At 69.8% G+C, this 20,287-nt stretch carries 18 protein-coding genes; 4 read left to right on the forward strand and 14 right to left on the reverse strand.

Annotated elements, in window-relative coordinates:
* Nucleotides 1–29: 29 nt before the first annotated feature.
* On the reverse strand, nucleotides 30–1,346 hold the full coding sequence (locus ACIBQX_RS37045) for a lysine N(6)-hydroxylase/L-ornithine N(5)-oxygenase family protein (RefSeq protein ID WP_397012970.1): 1,317 nt from the start codon (nucleotides 1,344–1,346) through the stop codon (nucleotides 30–32).
* A 115-nt stretch (nucleotides 1,347–1,461) separates the two neighbouring features.
* Here ACIBQX_RS37045 and ACIBQX_RS37050 point away from each other — a divergent pair, with 115 nt between their 5' ends.
* Both ACIBQX_RS37050 and ACIBQX_RS37055 read left to right on the forward strand, forming a co-directional pair.
* Nucleotides 1,462–2,409, forward strand: coding sequence for a methionyl-tRNA formyltransferase (locus ACIBQX_RS37050; RefSeq protein ID WP_397012972.1), 948 nt, complete (start codon nucleotides 1,462–1,464; stop codon nucleotides 2,407–2,409).
* Nucleotides 2,410–2,495: 86 nt separating this feature from the next.
* Nucleotides 2,496–3,017 (forward strand): snapalysin family zinc-dependent metalloprotease, encoded by a 522-nt coding sequence (locus ACIBQX_RS37055; protein WP_397012974.1) that lies wholly within the window; start codon nucleotides 2,496–2,498, stop codon nucleotides 3,015–3,017.
* A 53-nt stretch (nucleotides 3,018–3,070) separates the two neighbouring features.
* Here the strand turns inward: ACIBQX_RS37055 and ACIBQX_RS37060 are convergent, their stop codons facing one another.
* Nucleotides 3,071–3,865 (reverse strand): alpha/beta fold hydrolase, encoded by a 795-nt coding sequence (locus ACIBQX_RS37060; RefSeq protein WP_397012976.1) that lies wholly within the window; start codon nucleotides 3,863–3,865, stop codon nucleotides 3,071–3,073.
* Nucleotides 3,866–3,919: 54 nt separating this feature from the next.
* Between ACIBQX_RS37060 and ACIBQX_RS37065 the strand changes: the two genes are divergently transcribed.
* Nucleotides 3,920–4,687 carry a TetR/AcrR family transcriptional regulator C-terminal domain-containing protein gene (locus ACIBQX_RS37065; protein ID WP_397012978.1) on the forward strand — a complete coding sequence of 256 codons (768 nt, stop codon included), beginning with the start codon at nucleotides 3,920–3,922 and terminating at the stop codon, nucleotides 4,685–4,687.
* Here the strand turns inward: ACIBQX_RS37065 and ACIBQX_RS37070 are convergent.
* Nucleotides 4,570–5,064, reverse strand: coding sequence for an ATP-binding protein (locus tag ACIBQX_RS37070; protein WP_397012980.1), 495 nt, complete (start codon nucleotides 5,062–5,064; stop codon nucleotides 4,570–4,572). The two genes, ACIBQX_RS37065 and ACIBQX_RS37070, sit on opposite strands and share 118 nt — an antisense overlap.
* Nucleotides 5,065–5,359: 295 nt before the next feature.
* Here ACIBQX_RS37070 and ACIBQX_RS37075 point away from each other — a divergent pair, with 295 nt between their 5' ends.
* Nucleotides 5,360–5,725 carry an STAS domain-containing protein gene (locus ACIBQX_RS37075; protein WP_397012982.1) on the forward strand — a complete coding sequence of 122 codons (366 nt, stop codon included), beginning with the start codon at nucleotides 5,360–5,362 and terminating at the stop codon, nucleotides 5,723–5,725.
* 116 nt (nucleotides 5,726–5,841) lie between these two features.
* Here ACIBQX_RS37075 and ACIBQX_RS37080 read toward each other — a convergent pair whose 3' ends face one another.
* From ACIBQX_RS37080 to ACIBQX_RS37130, 11 genes are all read right to left on the reverse strand, one after another.
* Nucleotides 5,842–6,483 (reverse strand): hypothetical protein, encoded by a 642-nt coding sequence (locus ACIBQX_RS37080; RefSeq protein ID WP_397012983.1) that lies wholly within the window; start codon nucleotides 6,481–6,483, stop codon nucleotides 5,842–5,844.
* Nucleotides 6,480–7,460, reverse strand: a complete 981-nt coding sequence (locus ACIBQX_RS37085) for a hypothetical protein (RefSeq protein WP_397012985.1) — start codon at nucleotides 7,458–7,460, stop codon at nucleotides 6,480–6,482. Before ACIBQX_RS37085 ends, ACIBQX_RS37080 begins: the two co-directional genes overlap by 4 nt.
* Nucleotides 7,457–8,065, reverse strand: a complete 609-nt coding sequence (locus ACIBQX_RS37090; protein WP_397012987.1) for a VWA domain-containing protein — start codon at nucleotides 8,063–8,065, stop codon at nucleotides 7,457–7,459. The genes ACIBQX_RS37085 and ACIBQX_RS37090 overlap by 4 nt, the downstream gene beginning before the upstream one ends.
* Before the next feature lie 64 nt (nucleotides 8,066–8,129).
* Nucleotides 8,130–9,077, reverse strand: a complete 948-nt coding sequence (pip, locus tag ACIBQX_RS37095; RefSeq protein ID WP_397012989.1) for a prolyl aminopeptidase — start codon at nucleotides 9,075–9,077, stop codon at nucleotides 8,130–8,132.
* Between the two features lie 71 nt (nucleotides 9,078–9,148).
* On the reverse strand, nucleotides 9,149–10,855 hold the full coding sequence (locus ACIBQX_RS37100; protein WP_397012991.1) for an ABC transporter family substrate-binding protein: 1,707 nt from the start codon (nucleotides 10,853–10,855) through the stop codon (nucleotides 9,149–9,151).
* Nucleotides 10,852–12,921 (reverse strand): dipeptide ABC transporter ATP-binding protein, encoded by a 2,070-nt coding sequence (locus tag ACIBQX_RS37105; RefSeq protein WP_397012992.1) that lies wholly within the window; start codon nucleotides 12,919–12,921, stop codon nucleotides 10,852–10,854. The genes ACIBQX_RS37100 and ACIBQX_RS37105 overlap by 4 nt, the downstream gene beginning before the upstream one ends.
* On the reverse strand, nucleotides 12,918–13,757 hold the full coding sequence (locus ACIBQX_RS37110; protein ID WP_397012994.1) for an ABC transporter permease: 840 nt from the start codon (nucleotides 13,755–13,757) through the stop codon (nucleotides 12,918–12,920). The genes ACIBQX_RS37105 and ACIBQX_RS37110 overlap by 4 nt, the downstream gene beginning before the upstream one ends.
* Nucleotides 13,758–14,735 (reverse strand): ABC transporter permease, encoded by a 978-nt coding sequence (locus tag ACIBQX_RS37115; RefSeq protein WP_397012995.1) that lies wholly within the window; start codon nucleotides 14,733–14,735, stop codon nucleotides 13,758–13,760.
* Between the two features lie 391 nt (nucleotides 14,736–15,126).
* On the reverse strand, nucleotides 15,127–17,445 hold the full coding sequence (locus ACIBQX_RS37120; RefSeq protein WP_397012997.1) for a rhamnogalacturonan lyase: 2,319 nt from the start codon (nucleotides 17,443–17,445) through the stop codon (nucleotides 15,127–15,129).
* Nucleotides 17,446–17,620: 175 nt separating this feature from the next.
* Nucleotides 17,621–19,249, reverse strand: coding sequence for a Coagulation factor 5/8 type domain-containing protein (locus ACIBQX_RS37125; protein ID WP_397012998.1), 1,629 nt, complete (start codon nucleotides 19,247–19,249; stop codon nucleotides 17,621–17,623).
* Between the two features lie 104 nt (nucleotides 19,250–19,353).
* Nucleotides 19,354–20,262, reverse strand: coding sequence for a lytic murein transglycosylase (locus tag ACIBQX_RS37130; protein ID WP_397012999.1), 909 nt, complete (start codon nucleotides 20,260–20,262; stop codon nucleotides 19,354–19,356).
* Nucleotides 20,263–20,287: the final 25 nt, after the last annotated feature.

The raw sequence follows: 20,287 nt of genomic DNA on the forward strand, positions 1-20,287 counted from the left end.
CCTCCTCGGAAGCAGTCAGGGACAGAGGATCAGCGGGACGCCGCTCGCGACAGGGCGTAGGGGTTCGGGCTGCGCAGCCGGCCGGCCATCGACTGGACGATCTCGCCCACCCGGACCGCCGTGTTGGACAGCAGGGTGGAGGTGAGGCCGTGGGTGTGCTCGGTGGCCCCCTGGACGTAGATGCCGCAGCGCATCGCCGGCGACGTCGCGATCCGGTAGTCGCGGCCGACCCGCAGCCCGCCGCCGGGAAGCCGCTCGCAGTGCTCGCCGATGGCGCCCAGCAGGGTCAGCGGGTCGGCCGGGCGATAGCCGGTGGCGAAGACGACGACGTCGGCGTCCAGCGGGGCACGCTCACCCGTCGGCAGGAACTCCACCGTGGCGCGCACCTCCGTCTCGCCCGGTTCCACCTCGACGAGCCGGGAGGCGTTGAGGATGCGCAGCCGCTCGGTGCCCCGCACCTTCTCCTGGTAGTGGCGGCGGTAGAGCTCGTCGATGACCTCCAGGTCCACCACCGAGTAGTTGGTGGAGGCGTGGTAGCCGAGCAGCCGCGACTTCACCTCGTCGGGGGCGGAGTAGAAGTGGTCGACCGCCGTGGGGTCGAAGATGCGGTTGGCGAAGGAGCTGTCGTCGGCGGGGGTGTAGCCGTACTTGGCGAAGACCGCGCACACCTCGGCGTCCGGGAAGGTGTCGTGCAGGTGGCCGGTCACCTCCGCGGCGCTCTGGCCGGCGCCCACCACGATGATCCTTCGCGGGTCGCGCAGCCCGGGGAGCCGGTCGAGCAGCTCCTCGCTGTGCCAGACGCGCTCGTCGCTCACCATGCCCTCCGGCAGGACCGGTTCGAGCCCGGCGGCGACGACCAGGTCACGGGTGCGCCGGGTGGTCAGCGTGCCGTCGCTCTGACGGACGACCACGTCCAGGTACTCGACCGTCCCGGCCACGGCCACCGGGGTGACGGCGACGACCTCGGATCCGTACTCCACCTGATCGGCGAAGGGCGCGGCCGCCCATTCGAGGTAGTCGTGGAACTCCATCCGGGAGGGGAACATGGTCTTGTGGTTGATGAAGTCGAGCAGGCGTCCCTTGTCCTGCAGATAGGTGAGAAAGCTGAACTCACTCGCCGGATTCCGCATGGTGACCAGATCCTTGAGGAAGGACACCTGCATGGTGGTCCCTTCCAGCAGCATGCCCCGGTGCCATCCGAAGGCGGGCTGTTTGTCGAGGAACACGGCGTCTATCAGATGGCCCGTCCGCGCATGGTGCTCGCGTAAGGCGATCGCAAGGGCGAGGTTGGACGGCCCGAAGCCGATGCCTACGAGGTCGTGGACGTGCTGATCCGTAGAGGACAATGTAGCGCCTTCCTGGCGGGCCGATTCAGGGGTGGATGACCTACCTGAATTAGGTTAGCCTGACCTAATTAAGGCGAGCCTAACCTGATCGGATCCCCTCGACAAGGAGACACCCATGCGGGTCGTGATGTTCGGTTACCAGACCTGGGGGCACCGCACCCTCCAGGCGCTGCTGGACTCCGAGCACGAGGTCGTCCTCGTGGTGACACACCCACAGAGCGACCACGCGTACGAGAGGATCTGGAGCGACTCGGTCGCCGAGCTGGCGCAGGCCAACGGCGTCCCGGTGCTGCTGCGCGACCGGCCGGACGACGAGGAGCTGATGACCCGGCTCAAGGACGCCGACCCCGATCTCATCGTCGCCAACAACTGGCGGACCTGGATCCCGCCGCAGATCTTCCGCCTGCCCCGCCACGGCACCCTCAACGTGCACGACTCGCTGCTGCCGGCCTACGCGGGCTTCTCGCCGCTGATCTGGGCGCTGATCAACGGCGAGGAGGAGGTCGGCGTCACCGCGCACATGATGGACGAGGACCTGGACGCCGGCGACATCGTGGTGCAGCGCGCCGTGCCCGTCGGGCCCGAGGACACCGCCACCGACCTGTTCCACCGCACGGTCGACCTGATCGGCCCGATCGTCGCCGAGGCGCTGGACCTGATCGCCTCCGGCCGGACCGACTGGACGCCGCAGGACCGGTCGAAGGCCAGCTTCTTCCACAAGCGGTCGATCGAGGACGGCGACATCGACTGGACCTGGCCCGCGGAGGACATCGCCCGGCTGGTCCGGGCCCAGTCCGATCCGTACCCCAACGCCTTCACCCACTACAACGGGCGCCGCGTCCGCGTGCTCAAGGCCTCGGTGTCCCAGGGCGTCTACGGCGGCACCCCCGGCCGGGTCTTCATCCGCGAGGGCGGCGGCGTGGTGATCGTCGCCGGCGCGGAGGCCCGCCGGGGCCGCAGCCATGGGCTGGTGATCGAACGCGTCCGCACCGAGGACGGCACGGACCTGCCCGCCACCGAGCTCTTCCGCACCATGGGCGGCTATCTCACCCGGGGGGCATAACACCGCGATAGGGGCAAATTGCCAGCTCTCCTCCCGGGAGTGTCACGCATACCGTGACAGCGTCGCCACTCCCGGAGGAGCCCCCCATGCCAAGCCCCCTTCGACTCGCCCTCTCCCTCCTGCTCACCCTCTCCTTCCTTCTGATCAGCTCCCCCGCCCAGGCCATCACCCTGGTCAGGGTGCTCAGGTACGACGCGAGCCGGGCGGCGGAGTTCCGGGGCGCGGTGGACCAGGCCGCGCAGATCTGGAACTCCAGTGTCGCCAACGTCCGGCTGGAACCGGGCACACCCGCCCACTTCACCGTGCGCGCCGACGACGGCTGGCCCCGGGCGCTGCCCACCAGCCTGGGCCGGGGCACGATCTGGATGGGCAGGCAGGCAACCGACCAGGGCTACAACCCGGTGCGCATCGCCGCCCACGAGATCGGCCACATCCTCGGCCTGCCCGACCGGCGCACCGGCCGCTGCTCGGACCTGATGTCCGGCTCCAGCGCCGGGGTGAGCTGCACCAACCCGAACCCGAACGCGGCCGAACGGGCCGAGGTGGACGGCAACTTCGCCGGTAGCACGCCGCAGGTGACGTTCGGCAACGTGTACGTGAACCGCTGACGACCGGCCTCACGCTCCCAGACCGGTGCGGTCGGGCACCGGCGGGCCGGGCCTCAGCGCAGGACCTTGACGGCGAGGGCTGCCACGACGTCGACGACGTCGGCGGGGGCCTTCGCGTGCGCGCTGTGCCCCTGCCCGTGCAGCACCACGCGCACCGTGTCCGGCATGGTGCGGGCCAGGATGTCGAGGCGGTCGCCGAGATGAGCCGGGCTGCGGTCGCCGCCGAGGAGGACGGTGGGCGTCTCGATCATGGCGTAGGCGTCGAGGCGGTCGCCGAGCCGGTGGATGGCGAGGGCGTCCTCGATCTGACCCGGGACGAGGGCGCGCATGCGCGGATGGACGGCCACGAACAGCCCGACCAGCCGGGCCTGGCCCGCCGGCAGCCGGACGATGTCACGTACGAAGATCTCCAACGCCTTCCCCGGCCTGCCCGCGGCGAGGGCCGCCTGGGCGCGCTCGATCGGCTCGCCCCAGGGGGACGAGGTGGACGGGGAGGGCGGCTCGTACAGGACCGCGCCCGCGAACGCCGACGGCGACGCCGCCATGGCCTCCAGGGCGACCACCGCGCCCGAGGAGTGCCCGACCACCAGCACCGGCCCCCCGATCGCCGTGGCCACCGCCAGGACGTCCTCGACCTCCTGGGCGATCGTGCACGGCGGGCCGCCGAGGTCGAGCCGGTAGCGGCGGCGGTGCAGGCGCACCACGCGGAAGCGCGGCGCGAGCCGTTCGCCCACCTTCCGCCAGGCCGAGCCGTCGTCGAGACCGGGGCCCAGGACGAGGACGGCGGGGCCCCGGCCCGCGTCCAGAGCGCGGACGTCCGTGCCGTCGGCGGAGGTCACGGTGATCATCGGCAGTCTCCTTAGCGATGCTAAGGAGAGCTTAGCACCGCTAAGCTGGCAGGGATGAGCGAGAGCAGGCGGGCCGGGCTGACCCGGCAGATGATGATCGACACGGCCTTGGGCCTGCTGGAGGAGGTCGGCCTGGAAGGACTCACCGTGCGCCGGCTCGCCGCCGAGCTGGGCGTGCGGTCGCCCGCGCTCTACTGGCACGTCCGCACCAAGCAGGAGCTGCTCGACGGCATGGCTGACCGGATCGTCCTGGAGGCCAGGATGGGACCGCCTCACGACGGCGAGTCGTGGCAGGACTGGCTCGCCCGCCGAGCGCGCGCCTACCGCCGGTCGCTGCTCGCCCATCGCGACGGCGCGCGGCTCGTGGTCAGCGCCACACAGCTGAGCGCGGCGGCGACACGCCTGCTCGACGAGGAGCTGACCGCGATGACGAGCCGCGGCTTCTCACCGGTGCCGGCGCTGCACACGATCACCGCCTTCAGCCGCTACGTCACCGGCTTCGTGCTCCAGGAGCAGACGGCGCCCCGCCCGCCGGCCGAGGCGCCGCAGGACCGGCTCGCCGCGCTTGCCGCGATCCTGGACCGCGGGGAGTCATCCACCCTGCTCGTCGCCCTGCGCGAGGGCGGCTCCTCCCTCGGGGAGAACGCCTTCGAGCACGGTCTGCGGGCGCTCATCGACGGAACGGCCGCGGCCCTGTCGCGGCGTCAGCCCACCGCCCCGGAACAGTCGCCGTCCGAGGTGAACGCGTCCGAGGTGAACGCGTCCGAGGTGAACGCGTCCGAGGTGAACGATGTCACGAACGGCGGCACCGGCGGCTTGTAGCGCATGGACATGCGCAGGCGGGTACGGCCGTCCGGGTGATCGAGGGTGACCTCGTCGCACACGCAGCGGATCACCCACAGCCCGAATCCGTGCGTGGAGGTCGGATCGACGTGCGCCGCGGTCAGGTGCTCAGGCAGCAGGGTGCCCGCCAGGTCGACGACCTCGACGGTCACGCCGTCGTCGTCGCTGGTGGCGCTCACCGTGCCGGCCGCGCCCGCGTGGTCCAGGACGTTGGTGACGGCCTCGTTGACGGCCAGCGTCAGGTTCTCCAGCCGGCCGCCCGAGAGGCCGGCGTGCTGGGCGAACAGGCGTACCAGGCCACGGATCAGCCCCAGGTCGTAGGTGATGGGGCAGCGCAGCTCGAACTGACCGCTCATGTCTTCACCTACCGGATGCGGGGGCAGGACGCGCGTAAAGCATGTTCCCTCGGGCAGAAGCTCAAACGACCCGGCACTCGGGGCGGGCGGGGGCACGCGGGGCACGGCTGACGGGCACAGCTCACGGGCACGCGCGACGACCGGCGCGGACACGGGTGACCGCCGGAGACCGTCCCCCAGCATCGATGGTGCCATGCCGAGTGCGTTCATGGCCCGCTTGTGTCAGATTCGCGGGATTTCGCAGCACTGATGCCCGTACGGGTCGCGTCCTGAAGTCGACCAACCCGGAGGCGCGATGATCTACGAAACTCACGGACAAGCCCAGGTGACCCACATTCCCCATCCGCCCGGCCTGCGGGTGACGGGCGAGATCGACCGGAGCAATCGCCGCCTTCTGGCCGACGGTCTGCGATGGGCGGCCCGGCAGGGCGGTCAGGACATCCGGCTCGACCTCGCCGGACTGACCTTCATCGACGTGGCGGGGCTGCGCCTGATCCTCGCCACCGCCGCCGCCCTGTCCCCTGTCCGCCGGCTGATCCTCGACCCGGCGCCGTCCCACGTACGAGAGCTCCTCGCGCGGCTCGGCTGGAGCCTGAGCGCCGACCTGCACCTGTACGTCCCGTCACCGCCGCCTCTCGCCGATCCGCACCCGCGTCCTTGAAGGCCGGCTTCGAGCGGCGAGGTGACCGTGGCCGGCAGGCCGGCAGGAGGCGCATCGCGGGTCGTCAGCGCGGGTCGTCAGCACGGGTCGTCAGCACGAGTCGTCAGCACGAGTCGTCAGCACGGGGAGGACACGGCGACGTTCTGGTCGGACAGGCGGATCACGCGGCCCTCCACCATGAACAGCGAGGTCCCCGCACTGCCCCCGAGCCGGAGCACGCACCCCGCCGCCGGGGACGGCCTGGCCGGGTCGGCGGAGCTGAGCCGCACCGGGGTCACCCTGATCGCGGACATGCCGAGCAACCCGAAGTCCACCGGCCGGCCGGCCCGCGCGTCGGCTGCGAACCGGTCCCCCAACCGGAACGGCAGGATCAGCAGGAACACCACGATGAATCCCACCAGCGCCCCGGCCACCCCCCGCAGCCAGTGGCGTCCGTGCAGCGGCAGCCGGACCTCCATCAGCGACCGGACCTCCGTCCCCACGGACAGCACGAGGTCGGTCGACCGCACCAAGGTGGCCCGCCCCTGCAGCCAGCGGGCGGCCAGCAGCACCGCCAGGGCCGCCAGGCCGACCAGGAACGCGCGCGCCACCAGCCAGGTGAAGGTGATCCCGACCTCCTCCGGCTCCACGCCCAGGCTGCCGTAGAACCGGGCCATCAGCACCCACCCGAAGCCGTAGGACAGCCCGGCGACGCCGGTGGTGATCTGCGCGGCCTGCCCGGCCCACTCCGAGATCCAGGCCCACGTCGGCCTGTTCACACGTACCTCAGCAGCACGAACACCGCCAGGGCCGCCCCGATGACCAACCCGATCAGGAAGGCCAGCCGGTCCGCCGGTTCGGTGGCGTCCGGGTCCCCGACCGACGCGGGCTCGACCACGGTCCCGGTGGTCTGGGCCAGCGCGCCGCCCAGCGCCCGGTCCCACTCCGACAGCGACGGCCGGTCATCGGCGGAGCCGTGCGCCCTGGTCACCATCGGCGTGAGCGCGGCGGGAAACCGATCGGGCGGCAGCGGGTCACCCGGATGCCAGTAGGGCGAGACCAGCGTGCGCGCGGCCAGCAGGCCGAGCACGTAGGACGTCGACGCCCCGTCCGGCCGGTCCACTTTCCGGGTCAGCACCCGGGGATCGGTCCAGTCCACGGTGGTGTAGAGCGGCTGCCTGCTCGGCTCGGCGAGCAGCCGCAACGAATCACAGTCCAGGACGAACACGGCGGGCGGGTCGAGCTTCCACAGCAGGTTGTGCGCGGCCAGATCCTCGTGGACCAGGCCGCGCTCGTCCAGCCAGGCCAGCACGCCCACCAGGTCGCGGAGCAGCTCCACCTTCTGCCGGTCCGTGGCCCGCTGGACGCCCAGCCTCTCGGCTCGCTTCTCGTACAGCAGGAAGTTGAAGTCCCGCACCCGGGTTCGGCTCGCGGACAGCGTGACGTGGAAGTCCTGTGCCGCGCGCACGATCAGCACGCCGGCGACGCGGTCGCCGTCGCACACCACGGCGACCGGCCAGGCCAGGCGCGTCCGCGCGAAGGCGGCCGCCTTCGGCGTCAGCTTGGCGTGCGTGTCGACCAGCCGGTCCAACTCGGCCGCGTGGTGCGAATCGCCGTACCTCTTGTACAGCAGCGTCTTGCGCTGTCCGAGCACGGTGTGGACGGTCGCTGAGCCGCCGGTGGCCAGCACTCCGCCGAGCCCGACCTCGGCCTCGGTGATCCGGGCAGGCACGGGCGCCCAGGCTTCGGCGCTCATGCGTCGTCCGGGCGGATGAGGCGCCGGGACGTCGCCAGCGGGGCGAGGTGATCCATGAGCCCGGCGCAGATCTCGCTCATCAGCGGCTGGTCCGGCGCGTCGCCGAGCGCTCGGATGAACGTGGCCCGCATCGCGCCTCCCATCTCCTCGGCTTGCGAGTCCCGCAGGCCGATGGTGAACAGGACGATGTTCGGGTGGGCGTGCCGGTAGAACCTGGCGAAGGCCCGCTCCCAGCCCGGATCGGCGGGCACGCCGTCGGTCACCAGCAGCACCAGCGGCCGGTAGGCGAAGACGCCCGACGCCATGTGCGCGGCCGCGTCCGTGTTGGTCAGGTCGGTCAGCAGGTCGAACATGGGCGCGAAGCGCGTCTCCCGGCCGGGGACGAGTTTCGGGAACTCCTCGACCTCGGTGATGTCCACGAGCGGTAACACACACCGGGCGCTGTCGGCGAAGGCCACGGCGCACACCCGCACGCGGTCGCCCAGGAGCGGCGAGTACAGCAGCTCGTCAGCGAGGGCGGCGAGCGCATGCTCGAACTCGACCAGCCGCCCCGCCATCGACCGCGACGTGTTGATCACCAAGTAGATCGGCATCACCCTGCGCATGAAGCCCTCCCACCGTACTAGCGGCCCGCCCGCCACCGCCGTTACAGGGAGAGCGGGAAAACAGTCAGCCGGCGAAGCCGTCCACGGCGGCGTGCAGCTCTTTGCGCAGGGTGTCGCTTCCGGTGTGTCCGGAATCCTCCACCACCACGAGGCGCGCGTCGGGCCAGGCCTGGGCCAGTTGCCAGGCCGTCTCCAGCGGCGAGCCCAGGTCGAACCGGCCGTGGATGAGCACGCCGGGGATGCCGGCCAGCTTGTCCGCCCCACGCAGCAGGACGCCCTCCTCCAGCCAGGCCGCGTTGGAGAAGTAGTGGGCGCAGATCCGGGTGAAAGCGAGCAGGTCGGCGGGCGGGCGGTCGCTGTAGGCGTTCGGCTTGCCGTTGACCTCCAGGGAGATCACCGTGTCCTCCCACGTCGTCCAGTCGTGAGTCGCCTTGGCCCGCACGCCGGGATCGGGGTCGGACATCAGCCGGGCGTAGGCGGCCAGCAGGTCACCGTCGCGCTCGGCCTCCGGCACGCCCTCGCGGAAGCGCTGCCACTGCTCGGGGAAGAAGCGGCCGACGCCTCGGTAGAGCCAGTCGATCTCGGAGCGGCGGGTCATGGTGACGGCGACGATGACCATCTCCGACACCCGCTCCGGATACGCCTCGGCGTAGGCGAGCATCAGCGTGGACCCCCACGACCCGCCGTACAGCAGCCACCGATCGACGCCGAGGTGCTCGCGCAGCCGCTCCATGTCGGCGATCAGGTGGTGGGTGGTGTTGGTGGACAGATCGACGGCCGGGTCACTGGCGTGCGGCAGGCTGCGGCCGCAGTTGCGCTGGTCGAACAGGATGATGCGGTAGCGCTCGGGGTCGAAGGTGCGGCGCTGGTTCACGCTGCAGCCGGAGCCGGGGCCGCCGTGCACGACGAGCGCCGGCTTGCCCTCGGGGTTGCCGCACACCTCCCAGTAGACGAGGTGACCGTCGCCGACGTCGAGATGCCCATGGTCGTAGGGCTCGATCGGGGGATTCATCGGATCATCCTACAGAACGCAGACGATCTCCCCGCCGGAAACCGGCCGGGAGATCGTCGCGCGTGCGGGGGTCAGCCGGTGAAGCCGACCTGGGTGTAGTCCCGCCAGTGGTAGCCGAAGGCGCCCCAGTTGGCGAGCGTCTTCTTGGTGGCCTGGATGTCGGGGCGCTGGTACAGCGGAATGGTGTGCACCATGTCCCAGACGAGCTTGTCCGCGGCGTTGGCCTTCTCGAAGGCCTTGACCGGGTCCATCTCACTCACCGCGGCGTCGATCGCGGCGTCCACGGCAGGGTCGCTGGCCTTCGGGAAGTTGCTCTCCGAGCCGGTCTTGTAGATCTGCTGAAGCGAGCCGAGCGGGAGCGGGTCGCCGATCCAGGAGAACGGCACCAGGTCGAAGTCGCCCTTGATGATGAAGTCGGTGAAGAACTTGTCATCGGGGACCGGCCGGATCGTGATCTTGATTCCGGCCTCCTTGAGCATGGCCTGCGTGAGCTCGCCCTCGGTCTTGGCGTACGGCACGCCCGCCGGGACGACGAAGCTCAGCGCGAACTCCTTGCCGTCCTTCTTGCGGTACTCGCCCTCCTGCTTCCAGCCGGCCGCGTCGAGCAGCTGCTTGGCCTTGTCCAGGTTGTACGTGCCCAGGTCGCCGGAGTTGTCGACGTAGCCCTTGTGGTTGTTCATGAAGACGTGGTTGTTGAGCGCCTGGATCGGCCAGTCCATGTCCTTGAGGTCGGACTGGGTGATCACGTCCCGGTTGATCGCGTACTGGACGGCCTGCCGGACCGACTTGTCCTTCAGGAAGTCGCTCTGGTTGTTGACGGTGATGTGCCGCCAGTTGGGGCTGAGCGCCTTGCGGATGTCCACGTCGGGGACTTCCTTGGCCCGCTTGAGGTCGGCCGGGCTGCCCGGCGGGACCTCCACGCCGTCGAGCTCGCCGTTGGCGAAGGCGTTCACCTGCGCGGCGGGCGTCTCGATCGTCCGGAAAATGATCTTGTCGAGCTTGGCCTTCTTGCCCCACCACTTGTCGTCACGCACGACGGTGAGCGTCTTGGTGCCCTCGTCGATCTTCTCCACCTTGAAGGGCCCGGCGGTGACCGGAATCTTCTGCAGGTAGTCCTTGTCGTACGCCTCGGGCGTCTCCAAGTGCTTGGCGGGGTGCAGGAACGGCGAGCGGGAGAACAGGTCCTGCCACTCCGGACGCGGCTTGGCGTAGGTCACGATGGCGACCTTGTCCGTGTCGCCCTTGGTGATCGACTCGATCTGCTCGTAGCCGTCCGTGGAGGCCGGCTTGAACTTCTTGTTCTCGCCGTTGTTGGCCTTCCAGGTAACCTCAAGGTCCTTCCAGGTGATCGGCGTACCGTCCGACCACACGGCCTTGTCGTTCAGCGTGTAGGTGACGACCTGCTTGCCCCCTGACATCTCGTTCTTCACATCGGTGAGGAAGTCGGGGTTGGGGGTGTAGTTGGCCTCCTCGTCGGCCACCATCAGCTGCGGCATGATCGTGTCCATCATGTCCGCGGTGTCGGCCTGGTTGCCGTCGACGTGGTTGGTGTTCCACTGGCTGGGCCACTGACCGACCGTGAGGGTCAGCGTGCCGCCCTCCTTCACCTGCTCGTACGGCACGGGGTTGATGCTGACGCCCGGCGTCTGCGACATCTGCTCCTGTGCCTGCTGCGACTGCTCGGCCTTCGGCGCCTGAGCGCCGCCACCACCGCCACAGGCCGCGACGGCCATGGCGAGGACCGCGAGTCCCGCTCCTGCCCGATAACGAACCTTCACAATTCCTCCTGATCTTCCGAGGCCGTGATGACCTCGATCTCTTCCGCGTAGTGACAGGCGACGCCGTGATCCGTGGCGTTCGCGTGCCGAGCGACCAGCGGTTCCTCGTCCACACAGCGCCGCTGCTCCGCCTGGCTGAGCCGGGCGAACTTGGGGCAGCGGGTGCGGAACCGGCACCCCGATGGCGGCTCCGCCGGGCTGGGCAGGTCACCTTCGAGCAGGATGCGCTTGCGTGAGCGTTCCAGCGCGGGGTCCGGCAGCGGGATCGCTGACAGCAGCGCCTGTGTGTAAGGGTGCGCGGGGCGGTCGTAGACGTCCTCGACGGCGCCGATCTCGGTGATCTTGCCGAGGTACATGACCGCGACCCGGTCGGCGAGGTGCCGGACCACGGCCAGGTCGTGCGCCACGAACAGGTACGACAGCCCCAGAGTGTTCTTCAGCCGCTCCAGCAGGTTGATGACCCCGGCCTGGATGGACACGTCGAGCGCGGAGACCGGCTCGTCGAGCACCAGCACCTTCGGGTCGAGCGCGAGCGCGCGGGCGATGCCGATGCGCTGGCGCTGGCCGCCGGAGAAGTGCTGCGGGTAGCGGGCGGCGTGTTCCGGCGCGAGCCCGACCAGCCGCAGCAACTCGTCGACCCGCTCGGCCACGTTCTTGCGCCCGTGGGCGCGCAGCGGCTCGGCGATGATGTCGCCGACCGGCATGCGCGGGTCGAGCGCGGCCATGGGGTCCTGGAAGACGATCTGCAGCTCGCCGCGGAGCTCCTTGTGGGCGGCCTTGTCCAGCGTGGCGCTGTCCTTGCCGAGCACGACGACGCGGCCGCGCTGCGGCGCCCGAAGCTGCATGATCTGCTGCAGCGTGGTCGTCTTGCCGCAGCCGGACTCGCCGACCAGGGCCAGCGTCTCGCCCTGCGCGATGTCGAAGCTGATGCCGTCGACCGCGTGCACCGTGCCGACGCGGCGCTTGAACACCGCGCCCTTCATCAGCGGGTAGTGGCGGATGACGTCGTCGAGCTCCAGCACCGCCGGGCGCTGCTCGCGCGGCACGCGTACGGCATCGCTCGCCGGGATGACGGGGACGGGGAAGACGTCGGCGCCGGTCAGGTTCTTGTGCTCGATCTCGCGCGAGCGGATGCAGGCCACCTGACGCCCGCCGCCGATCTGGACCAGCGGCGGCTCCTCGTCGTCGCACGCGTCGACCTTCATCGGGCAGCGCGGCGCGAACGGGCAGCCCGGTGGCAGGTCGACCGGGGAGGGCGGGTTGCCCTCGATCGGGACCAGCGGCCCCTCCTCGCCGTCGATCCGGGGGATCGAGGCGAGCAGACCCATCGTGTACGGCATGCGCGGCCGGTAGTAGATGTCGTCCACCTGGCCCTGCTCGACCGGCCTGCCCGCGTACATGACGAGCACCCGGTCGGCCATGCCCGCGATGACGCCCAGGTCGTGGGTGATCATCACGATGCCGGCGCCCGTCTCCCGCTGGGCGGTCTTGAGCACCTCGAGCACCTGGGCCTGGATGGTGACGTCCAGCGCGGTGGTCGGCTCGTCGCAGATCAGCAGGTCGGGGTCGTTGGCGATGGCCATCGCGATCATGGCGCGCTGGCGCATGCCGCCGGAGAACTCGTGCGGGAAGGACTTGGCCCGCACGTCCGGATGCGGAATGCCGACCAGGTCGAGCAGCTCGACGGCCCGCTTGGCGGCCTTGTCCTTGGGCAGTTTCTGGTGCACCCGGATGGCCTCGGCCACCTGGTCGCCGATCGTGTAGACGGGGGTGAACGCCGACAGCGGGTCCTGGAAGATCATGCTGATCGACTTGCCGCGGACCTTGGTCAGCCTGCCTTCGTCGAGGCCGAGCAGTTCCTGGCCGTGCAGCTTGACCGAGCCGCTCACCGACGCGTTCGGCGCGAGCAGGCCCATGATGGCCAGTGAGGTCACGGACTTGCCGGAGCCGGACTCGCCGACGATGCCGAGCACCTCGCCTCGGGAGACCTCGTAGCTCACCCCGCGCACGGCCTCGATGCCGCCGGGGAAGGTGACGTTGAGGTCGCGGACCTCCAAGATGCTCATGAGTTGCTCCCCGGGTCGAGTGCGTCACGCAGTCCGTCGCCCAGCAGGTTGACGCTCAGCACCAGGACCACCAGCAGACCGGCGGGGAAGGCGAACAGCCAGGGATAGCCGGTGGCGTTGCGGGATCCTTCGGCGATCAGGGTGCCGAGTGAGACGTCGGGGGGCTGGATGCCGAAGCCGAAGAACGACAGCGCCGCCTCGCCGATGACCGCGGCGCTGACGTTGAGCGTCGCGTCGATGATCAGCAGGGAGGACAGGTTCGGCACGATGTGCCGGAAAATGATCTTCCAGCGCGGGATGCCCATGTAGACGGCGGCCAGGACGTACTCCCGCTCGCGCAGTGAGAGCGTCATGCTGCGCACCACCCGGGAGGTGATCATCCAGGTGAACGCCGCGAGCAGCGCGACGAACCAGAGCCAGGAGGCGCCCTTGAGCCGGGGCGAGACGATCGCGATGATGAGGAAGCTCGGCAGGACGAGCAGCAGGTCCACGCCCCACATGAGCGCCTTGTCCACCCAGCCACCGAAGTATCCGGCGAACGCTCCCACCAGGGCCGCGAGACCGGTGGAGATGAGCGCCACCAGCAGCCCGATGATGATCGACTTCTGCATGCCACGCAGCGTGACCGCGTACATGTCCTGGCCGATCGTGGTGGTCCCCCACCAGTGGTCGGCCGACGGAGGCGACAGGAACGCCAGGAAGTCCTTGTCGGTCCAGTCGTACGGGCCGACGTACGGGCCGACGTAGGCGAGCGCCACCAGCAGGATCAGCGCGATGGCGCCATAGCGGGCCTGCCTGTTGCGCAGCAGCCGCGCGAATACGACCTTCGAACGCACCTAACTCACCCGCACTCGGGGATCGAGGGCCGCCACCAGCAGGTCCGAGAGGAAGGCTGCGGCCAGGACACAGACGGCGGAGAAGAAGCTCACCGCGGCGACGGCGTTGACGTCGTTCTGATGGATCGAGTCGATCAGCCAGGCCCCCATGCCGTGCCAGGCGAAGATCTTCTCGGTGAACGTGGCTCCGGTGAGCATCGTCCCGAACGCGAAGGCGAAGTAGGTGGCCGCGGGGATCAGCGCGGTCCGCAGCGCGTGCTTCAGCAGCGCGGTCCTGCGCCGCAGCCCCTTGGCCATCGCCGTGCGGACGAAGTCCTGGTTCAGCACGTCGAGCATCATGCTGCGCTGGATGCGGCTGTAGAAGGCGATGGAGCCGAGGCTGAGCGAGATGGTCGGCAGGATCAGGTGGTTGAGCCGGTTGAGGAACTGGTCCCAGCCCGTCAGCCTGGGGTTGTACTCCCCGGTGTACTCGATCAGCGTGAACCCGAGGCCTCGGTTGAGGTTGTAGGTGCCGATCGCGAGCAGCGTGGCCAGCACGAACACCGGGATCGCCATCACCACGAAGGAGCTGACTCCGATCAGGCGGTCGGCGAATCTGTACTGTTTGACGGCCGAGTAGGCGCCCAGCGCCACCCCCAGGGCGAAGCCCACGAGCGTGCCGACGAGCAGCAACCGCAGGCTGACCATGATTCGCCGGCCCATCTCGTCGTTGACCGAGCCGCCGTTCCAGGTCTTGCCGAAGTCACCGGTGACCACCCCCGACACCCAGGTCGCGTACCGCTGCAGCACGGGTGTCTTGTCGTTGAGGTTGTACTCGTCGAGGGTCGCGTCGATGACGGCCGTGGGGACCGGTGGCTGACGCCCTTCGTAGGCGGCACGCGGGTTCATGGTGGTCGCGGCGAGCATGTAGGCCAGGCTCGCCGCGATCGCGACCAAGATCACATTTATTGCCAACCTGCGAAGCAGGTACTTGCCCATCACTCTCCGTCCACGTTGGACGGGGCCGGTGGTTCGGGATGAAGGCGGCCCCCACAACGAAGACGCCGCCTGACATCATGGAAATCCATTGATGTGAAGACGACGTTCGAGTGAACAATATCTGGCTATACGTAACGGTCAGCAAGGGTTAAATATAACAGTCAGATTACCGAGCTTCGACTCGGCGCCCTTGTTCGACCCATCCGACCTGCAGGAATACCGCCCCGAGCTAAGATGTCGCAATATAGGGACATTGTCACGAGATCCAGACAATGCACGACAGAATGCGGAAGCATTTCGTGATCAAACCCCTCGGGTAAGCGGTTCGACCGGATGACGCCGAGCGCTTATCACCCTATTCCGGCATCCCCCTCGCTACGCGCGGCGGCCGCTACCGATCCGCGTGACGCCGGGCTCCGGGCACCGGGACACGCGACCAGTCGATGTCCGAGCCGAGATGGAAGCTCGGATAGGCCGGCTGGTTGTACCCCGTCTGCTGCCGGGCCACGTCCGCCCGATACTGCGGATCGTGCATGAGGGTGTAGAGCTTGCGGTCCGTCACCTCCGTGCTGACGTACATCCGGATCGCGCCGCTGTCGGCGGTGCGCACCAGCAGCTCCTCCCGCCAGTCGCCGAGGACGTCGGCCACCAGGGCGGGGTTGCCCTTGGTCCCGTTGTTGGCCAGCGTGCCCTCCGCCGTGAGCAGCGTGCCACGCGCGCGGTCGTCGATGGTCGGGGGCGCCGGGGTCGTGGTGGCCGTGCCGTTGACGATCTGGGTGGTCATGTCGGCCGCCCAGCGGATGCTCATGTTCGTGCCCGGCGCGTCCCTGCCCAGATACTCGCCCCGCGCCGACCACAGGCCCGCCTGGACCGTCTGGCCGGGCGGCATCGACGACCAGGCCTCCAGGCCACGGACGGCGGGATCGATGTCGCCGACCATGCCGCGCCCGGTGTCCACGCCGCTGTAGCCGCCGAAGAGCACCTCGCCGGTGGCGGCGTCGCGCATCGCCCAGCCGTAGGGGGCCGACCGGCCGCCCTCGTGCACGGTCCAGATCTCCAGGCCGTCGCGGTCCGGGTCGAGGTCGCCGACGTGCATCGCGTCACCGTGCCCCAGCCGCACGCGCCTCCCGGGCACGTCGCTCTGCGGCGGTCCTTCGGCGAAGGAGGAGTAGAGCAGGTCGCCGTCGTCGTCGATGGTCGCCGCGCCGTACACGACCTCCTGCCTGCCGTCGCCGTCCACGTCGGCCACGCCGAGGGAGTGGAAGCCCTGCGTGGTGATGGTGCCGAACCCGGGGTCGGAGCCGTCCACGCCGTGCGGGGCGGCGTTGAACGGGTTGGCCATCGGCACGTGACCGCTGTCGACGTACCAGACCTCCTTCAGCCTCCGGCCGTTCCAGTCGTAGGCCACCAGCGTGGCGCGGGTGTAGTAGCCGCGGGCGAAGATGGCCGACGGGCGCTTGCCGTCGAGGTAGCCGACGGCCGACAGGAAGCGGTCGACGCGGTTGCCCGGCTCGATCCGGGACATCGCGTAGTCGCCCCACAGGAGGCCGTCGTCGCCACGGGCGGGCTTGTACGGGATCGTCTGCAGCTCCCTGCCGGTGGCGCCGTGCAGCACCGACAGGTACTCCGGCCCGGTGATGACGAAGCCGGCGAACTCCCGCAGCCGGTTGTTGCCGCTGCGGCCCGGGGCGTAGACGTCGACGAAGTAGGTGGCGAGCTCGGTGGCGGCCTGCCGGGAGAGCGGGTAGTCGTGCGCGGGTTCGATGCCGAAGGCCTGCTCCAGCGTCGCCGGCCAGCGTCCGGCGACCACCTCGGGATGCTCGTGCCAGCCCAGGAACATCTCGACGACGTGCTCGAAGTAGTCCTCGGCGCTCTTGCGGTGGTCGTCGGTGTGCGCGTGCCCCGCCTTGACGTCCTGCCTCGGCAGCGTGATGTGGCGCTCGGAGACCACCTCGCCGCCCGGCGCGTACCGAATGATCTTGGTGCCCGGGGCGGTCTTGACCATCATCTCCGAGCGGCCGTCACCGTCGAAGTCGTACACGAGGAACTGCGTGTAATGGGCGCCGGATCGGATGTTGACACCCAGGTCTAGCCGCCAGAGCAGGGTGCCGTCAAGGGTGTAGGTGTCGAGATAGGTATTTCCGGTGTAGCCGCGCTGGGAAACGTCCTTGGCATTCGACGGATCCCATTTGACGACGAACTCGTAGCGCCCGTCGCCGTCGGCGTCACCGACGCTCATGTCGTTGGCCGCGTAGGTGTAGGCCTCCCCCGCCGGCGTGACCCCGTCGGCCGGTTTCCGCAGCGGCAGGTCATAAAACGATTCAAGCCACGGCGCGACCGGAGCGCTGCGCCGGCCCTCCCTACCCTGGACGACGGGGGCCACGCGGTACTCCGCGGAGCCGGTGCCCGCGGCGTCGTGGTAGTTGGTGCCGCCGGTGACGGTCGCGATCGGCCGGCCGTCGCGGTAGACGCGGAAGTCCGGCCCCGTCATGCCGTCGTCGCCGTGCCCGGTCACCTCGTCGCCGAGCAATCGCCAGCTCAGGAAGACGCCCTCGCCGGTGGAGGCGGCGACCAGCCCCCGGTCGAGACGCTCCATCCGCGGTCCGTGCCGCCCCCCGGCCGCCGCGTCCGCCGGAACGGCCGGCGGCGTCGTGCAGAGCAGGGCGGCCACGGCGGTGACGAATGCGCGACGGATGCTGGGGCGGCTCATGGCACAGGCTCCTCGCGTCCCAAAAGGATTGAATCGATATAAGCAGACGGGACGCTATTGGCGTGTCACGCCCCTGTCAAGGGCCCAGTCATCGGCGTTGTTCACGGTGATGAACGTGCCGCGCTTATGCCTTCCGGCCGATTGACGCGGCCATTGACGGTCGTTCGGGTGAATGTCAGAAGGATTCCCCGGTCAAACGCCCTGACGCGGCGGCGGGCCGGGTTGCGGCCGCCTCCCAGGTGCGCAGGTAGGACTCGGCTCCCGCTGCCAGGTCCTGGACGATCTCCGGACCGGCGAGAAGCCGCATGTCCTCGATCCAGTCGGGCACCAGTCCGTAGTGGGCGACGCCGTCGGTGTTGACGTCCCAGACCCGCTCGCCGGTGCGCTGCCGGTCCAGACGCACGCTGCCGTCGAAGGAGGTGAAGGGGTACGTGACCGGGCCGACGGCGCCAGGGGTCCGGGGGCCCGGCAGCCGGCCCATGCCGTTGACGTCCAGGCCGTAGCCGTAGCCGGCGACCTGGTGCGCCTGCCGGAGCGGCTCGGTGCGCCGCCATTCGGCGACGAAGTGCTCCGAGTCGTGCCCGTACTGGGTGATCATGCCGCCGAGGGCGTAGATCCTGCCGAAATAGCCGGGATCGGCCCAGCTGTGGGAGGAGATCACGCCGGGGTAGTCCGCGGCCTCCAGGAGGTCGAGGGCGCGGTCGGCGGCCTTCACGCTCATGTGGTCGATCTCCACCAGCATGCCGCGCCGCATCATCCCCTGCACCATGTGCTCGCCGAGCCCGCTGAGCCCTCTGGTGTTGCAGTGCGGGGCGGGGGGATACAGCGGCAGCGAGACCCCCGGCGGCAGCAGCCCGGCGAGCTGGTCGGGCAGGACCCCGCCGGGCTCGATCGGGTTGTCGTGCTCGGCCCCCGTGCAGGTGCGGGCCTGCCAGAAGGAGCCGGTGCTGAGCAGGTTGCCCAGGTTGACGATGGCGCCCTGGGTGCCGGAGTCGAAGCGGACGCCGCACAGCGCGTTGTCGTACTTGTGGCAGACGTACATGCTGCGCACGCCCAGCTCGTACAGCTCGTCCAGGCCGCGGTCGATCTGTGCCCTGGTGCAGTGCGGGATGCCGAAGGTCTGGCGGCAGCCGAACGGCTCGGAGGCCTCGACGCCCAGGACGACGGCGAGCTTGCCGGCCGCGACGGTCCGCCTGGCCTCCGCCGCGTCGTGCACGATCCTGAACCAGCCCAGGCCGGGCCCGCCGTGCTCGGCGTCGATGTGCTCCTGCAGCTCGCGGGCTCGCTGGGCCTGGAGTCTGAGGGTGTCCATCTCGTCGCAGGAGTTGCGCCTGAGCGGGTAGATGGCGCACAGCTGGCGGTTGGCCACCAGGTGATTCACCATGATCCGCAGCCCGCCGCGCCAGGCCCGTTCCACCCAGGTGTAGTGGGCCTGCTGGTGGGTCAGCGAGTCGTGGGCCGGCCAGTCCGCGAAGGTGGGCCAGCCCACCGGGTCGTGGGTGCCGGTCGGCGAGCCGGTCCTGGTGAAGTTCTCGAACCAGGCGAGCTCGCCGTTGGGGTGGTGGTCGGCGCAGTCCTTCAGCGCCTCCTCGATCCCGTCGGGGTCGAACGGCCTGCCGCACATCAGCCTGCCGCCGAATGCCTCGTAGGAGAACAGGTGGCTGTGCGCGTCGACGAACCCACGGACCTCCGCGGCGGCCTGCGCCGGGCCCGCCTGCGCGGTGGCGCCCGTGGACCCGGAGACCAGCGAAGCGGCCAGGAGGAGCACGACGGCGAGTGTCCTGGCGGCGGAACGACGACACATCACGGACACCTCACCGGGCCGGGTATCAATCCGCCGCCAGCATCCCCTGCCTCAGTGGGCCCGGCAAGACCCAAACATGAGCCTGTCTCAGCCGGGCCGCCGGCTCACGGACCGGTCAGGCGGCGCTCCCCGTCCGTGGTCAGGACGAACACCTGCCAGTTGTAGTAGACGTAGTAGTTTCTGGCGTCCCGCTTGATCTGGCGGGCGTGCAGGAGGATGGCGTCCACGTACGCCTGCGACGGGTTGTAGGCGTGCAGCGCCCGCTGATAGTCGCGCGGCGCGCCGGTGGCGCGCAGATAGTTGGCGGCGGCCATGACGGCGTCGCGCGGGTCCTGGATGTCACCGCCCAGGCCGTACGCCTTCCAGGTCGCGGGCATGAACTGCATGGGGCCCTGGGCTCCGGCGTGGCTGTCCGACTTCACCCTGCCGAACTTGGTCTCGGCCAGCATCACCGCGGCCAGCACCTCCCATTCCACCCCGAAGCGGCGCTCGGCCTTCTTGAAGTGGCGCAGCAGGTCGGCGGCGGGCAGCGCGGGCTGGACCTTGAAGGTGGCCGAGCCCTTGATGGGCCGGGCCAGGGCGAGCAGCTCCTGGATGGCCGCGGTCTCGTCCTTGGACTGGGCGGCGAGCGTGCGCGGCAGCTTGGCGAAGGCCTTGGCGGCCACCTTGGGGTGGCGGGCGGCATACCGGAGAATGCGCTGATGGTAGAGCGCCAGGAGCTCGACGTCCTGCGGCGGCTTCTCGCTGTCGCCTTCGGTCCACGCGTCGATGGCGTCGTAGAGCGCCTCGGCGGTCGTCTCCAGCGCCTCGGCCAGCCGCGCCGCGTCCTTGGGGATCACCTCGTTGGGCCCGGGGAGCGCCACCGCCGGATCGGTGGTGGCCGACGGCAACGCGGACGCGAGCGACGGCGAGGGGACGGCTACGGGCTGCGGCTCCTGCCCGCCGCAGCCCGCCACGGCGACGAGGGCCGCGACCGCCACGGCGGTTATCCGGTCAAATGGACGTTGCTCCATGACCGCCCAACTTACCCGGTCGAGA

The sequence above is a fragment of the Nonomuraea sp. NPDC049714 genome, from assembly GCF_044465295.1.
Lineage (GTDB): Bacteria > Actinomycetota > Actinomycetes > Streptosporangiales > Streptosporangiaceae > Nonomuraea.

What these genes read in the sequence shown, in the direction of transcription:
- ACIBQX_RS37050 (WP_397012972.1), top strand. Translation starts at nt 1,462, where the DNA reads ATGCGGGTCGTGATGTTCGGTTACCAGACCTGGGGGCACCGCACCCTC.
- ACIBQX_RS37055 (WP_397012974.1), top strand. Translation starts at nt 2,496, where the DNA reads ATGCCAAGCCCCCTTCGACTCGCCCTCTCCCTCCTGCTCACCCTCTCC.
- ACIBQX_RS37060 (WP_397012976.1), bottom strand. Translation starts at nt 3,865, where the DNA reads ATGATCACCGTGACCTCCGCCGACGGCACGGACGTCCGCGCTCTGGAC.
- ACIBQX_RS37065 (WP_397012978.1), top strand. Translation starts at nt 3,920, where the DNA reads ATGAGCGAGAGCAGGCGGGCCGGGCTGACCCGGCAGATGATGATCGAC.
- ACIBQX_RS37070 (WP_397012980.1), bottom strand. Translation starts at nt 5,064, where the DNA reads ATGAGCGGTCAGTTCGAGCTGCGCTGCCCCATCACCTACGACCTGGGG.
- ACIBQX_RS37075 (WP_397012982.1), top strand. Translation starts at nt 5,360, where the DNA reads ATGATCTACGAAACTCACGGACAAGCCCAGGTGACCCACATTCCCCAT.
- ACIBQX_RS37085 (WP_397012985.1), bottom strand. Translation starts at nt 7,460, where the DNA reads ATGAGCGCCGAAGCCTGGGCGCCCGTGCCTGCCCGGATCACCGAGGCC.
- ACIBQX_RS37090 (WP_397012987.1), bottom strand. Translation starts at nt 8,065, where the DNA reads ATGCGCAGGGTGATGCCGATCTACTTGGTGATCAACACGTCGCGGTCG.
- pip (WP_397012989.1), bottom strand. Translation starts at nt 9,077, where the DNA reads ATGAATCCCCCGATCGAGCCCTACGACCATGGGCATCTCGACGTCGGC.
- ACIBQX_RS37105 (WP_397012992.1), bottom strand. Translation starts at nt 12,921, where the DNA reads ATGAGCATCTTGGAGGTCCGCGACCTCAACGTCACCTTCCCCGGCGGC.
- ACIBQX_RS37115 (WP_397012995.1), bottom strand. Translation starts at nt 14,735, where the DNA reads ATGGGCAAGTACCTGCTTCGCAGGTTGGCAATAAATGTGATCTTGGTC.
- ACIBQX_RS37120 (WP_397012997.1), bottom strand. Translation starts at nt 17,445, where the DNA reads ATGAGCCGCCCCAGCATCCGTCGCGCATTCGTCACCGCCGTGGCCGCC.
- ACIBQX_RS37125 (WP_397012998.1), bottom strand. Translation starts at nt 19,249, where the DNA reads ATGTGTCGTCGTTCCGCCGCCAGGACACTCGCCGTCGTGCTCCTCCTG.
- ACIBQX_RS37130 (WP_397012999.1), bottom strand. Translation starts at nt 20,262, where the DNA reads ATGGAGCAACGTCCATTTGACCGGATAACCGCCGTGGCGGTCGCGGCC.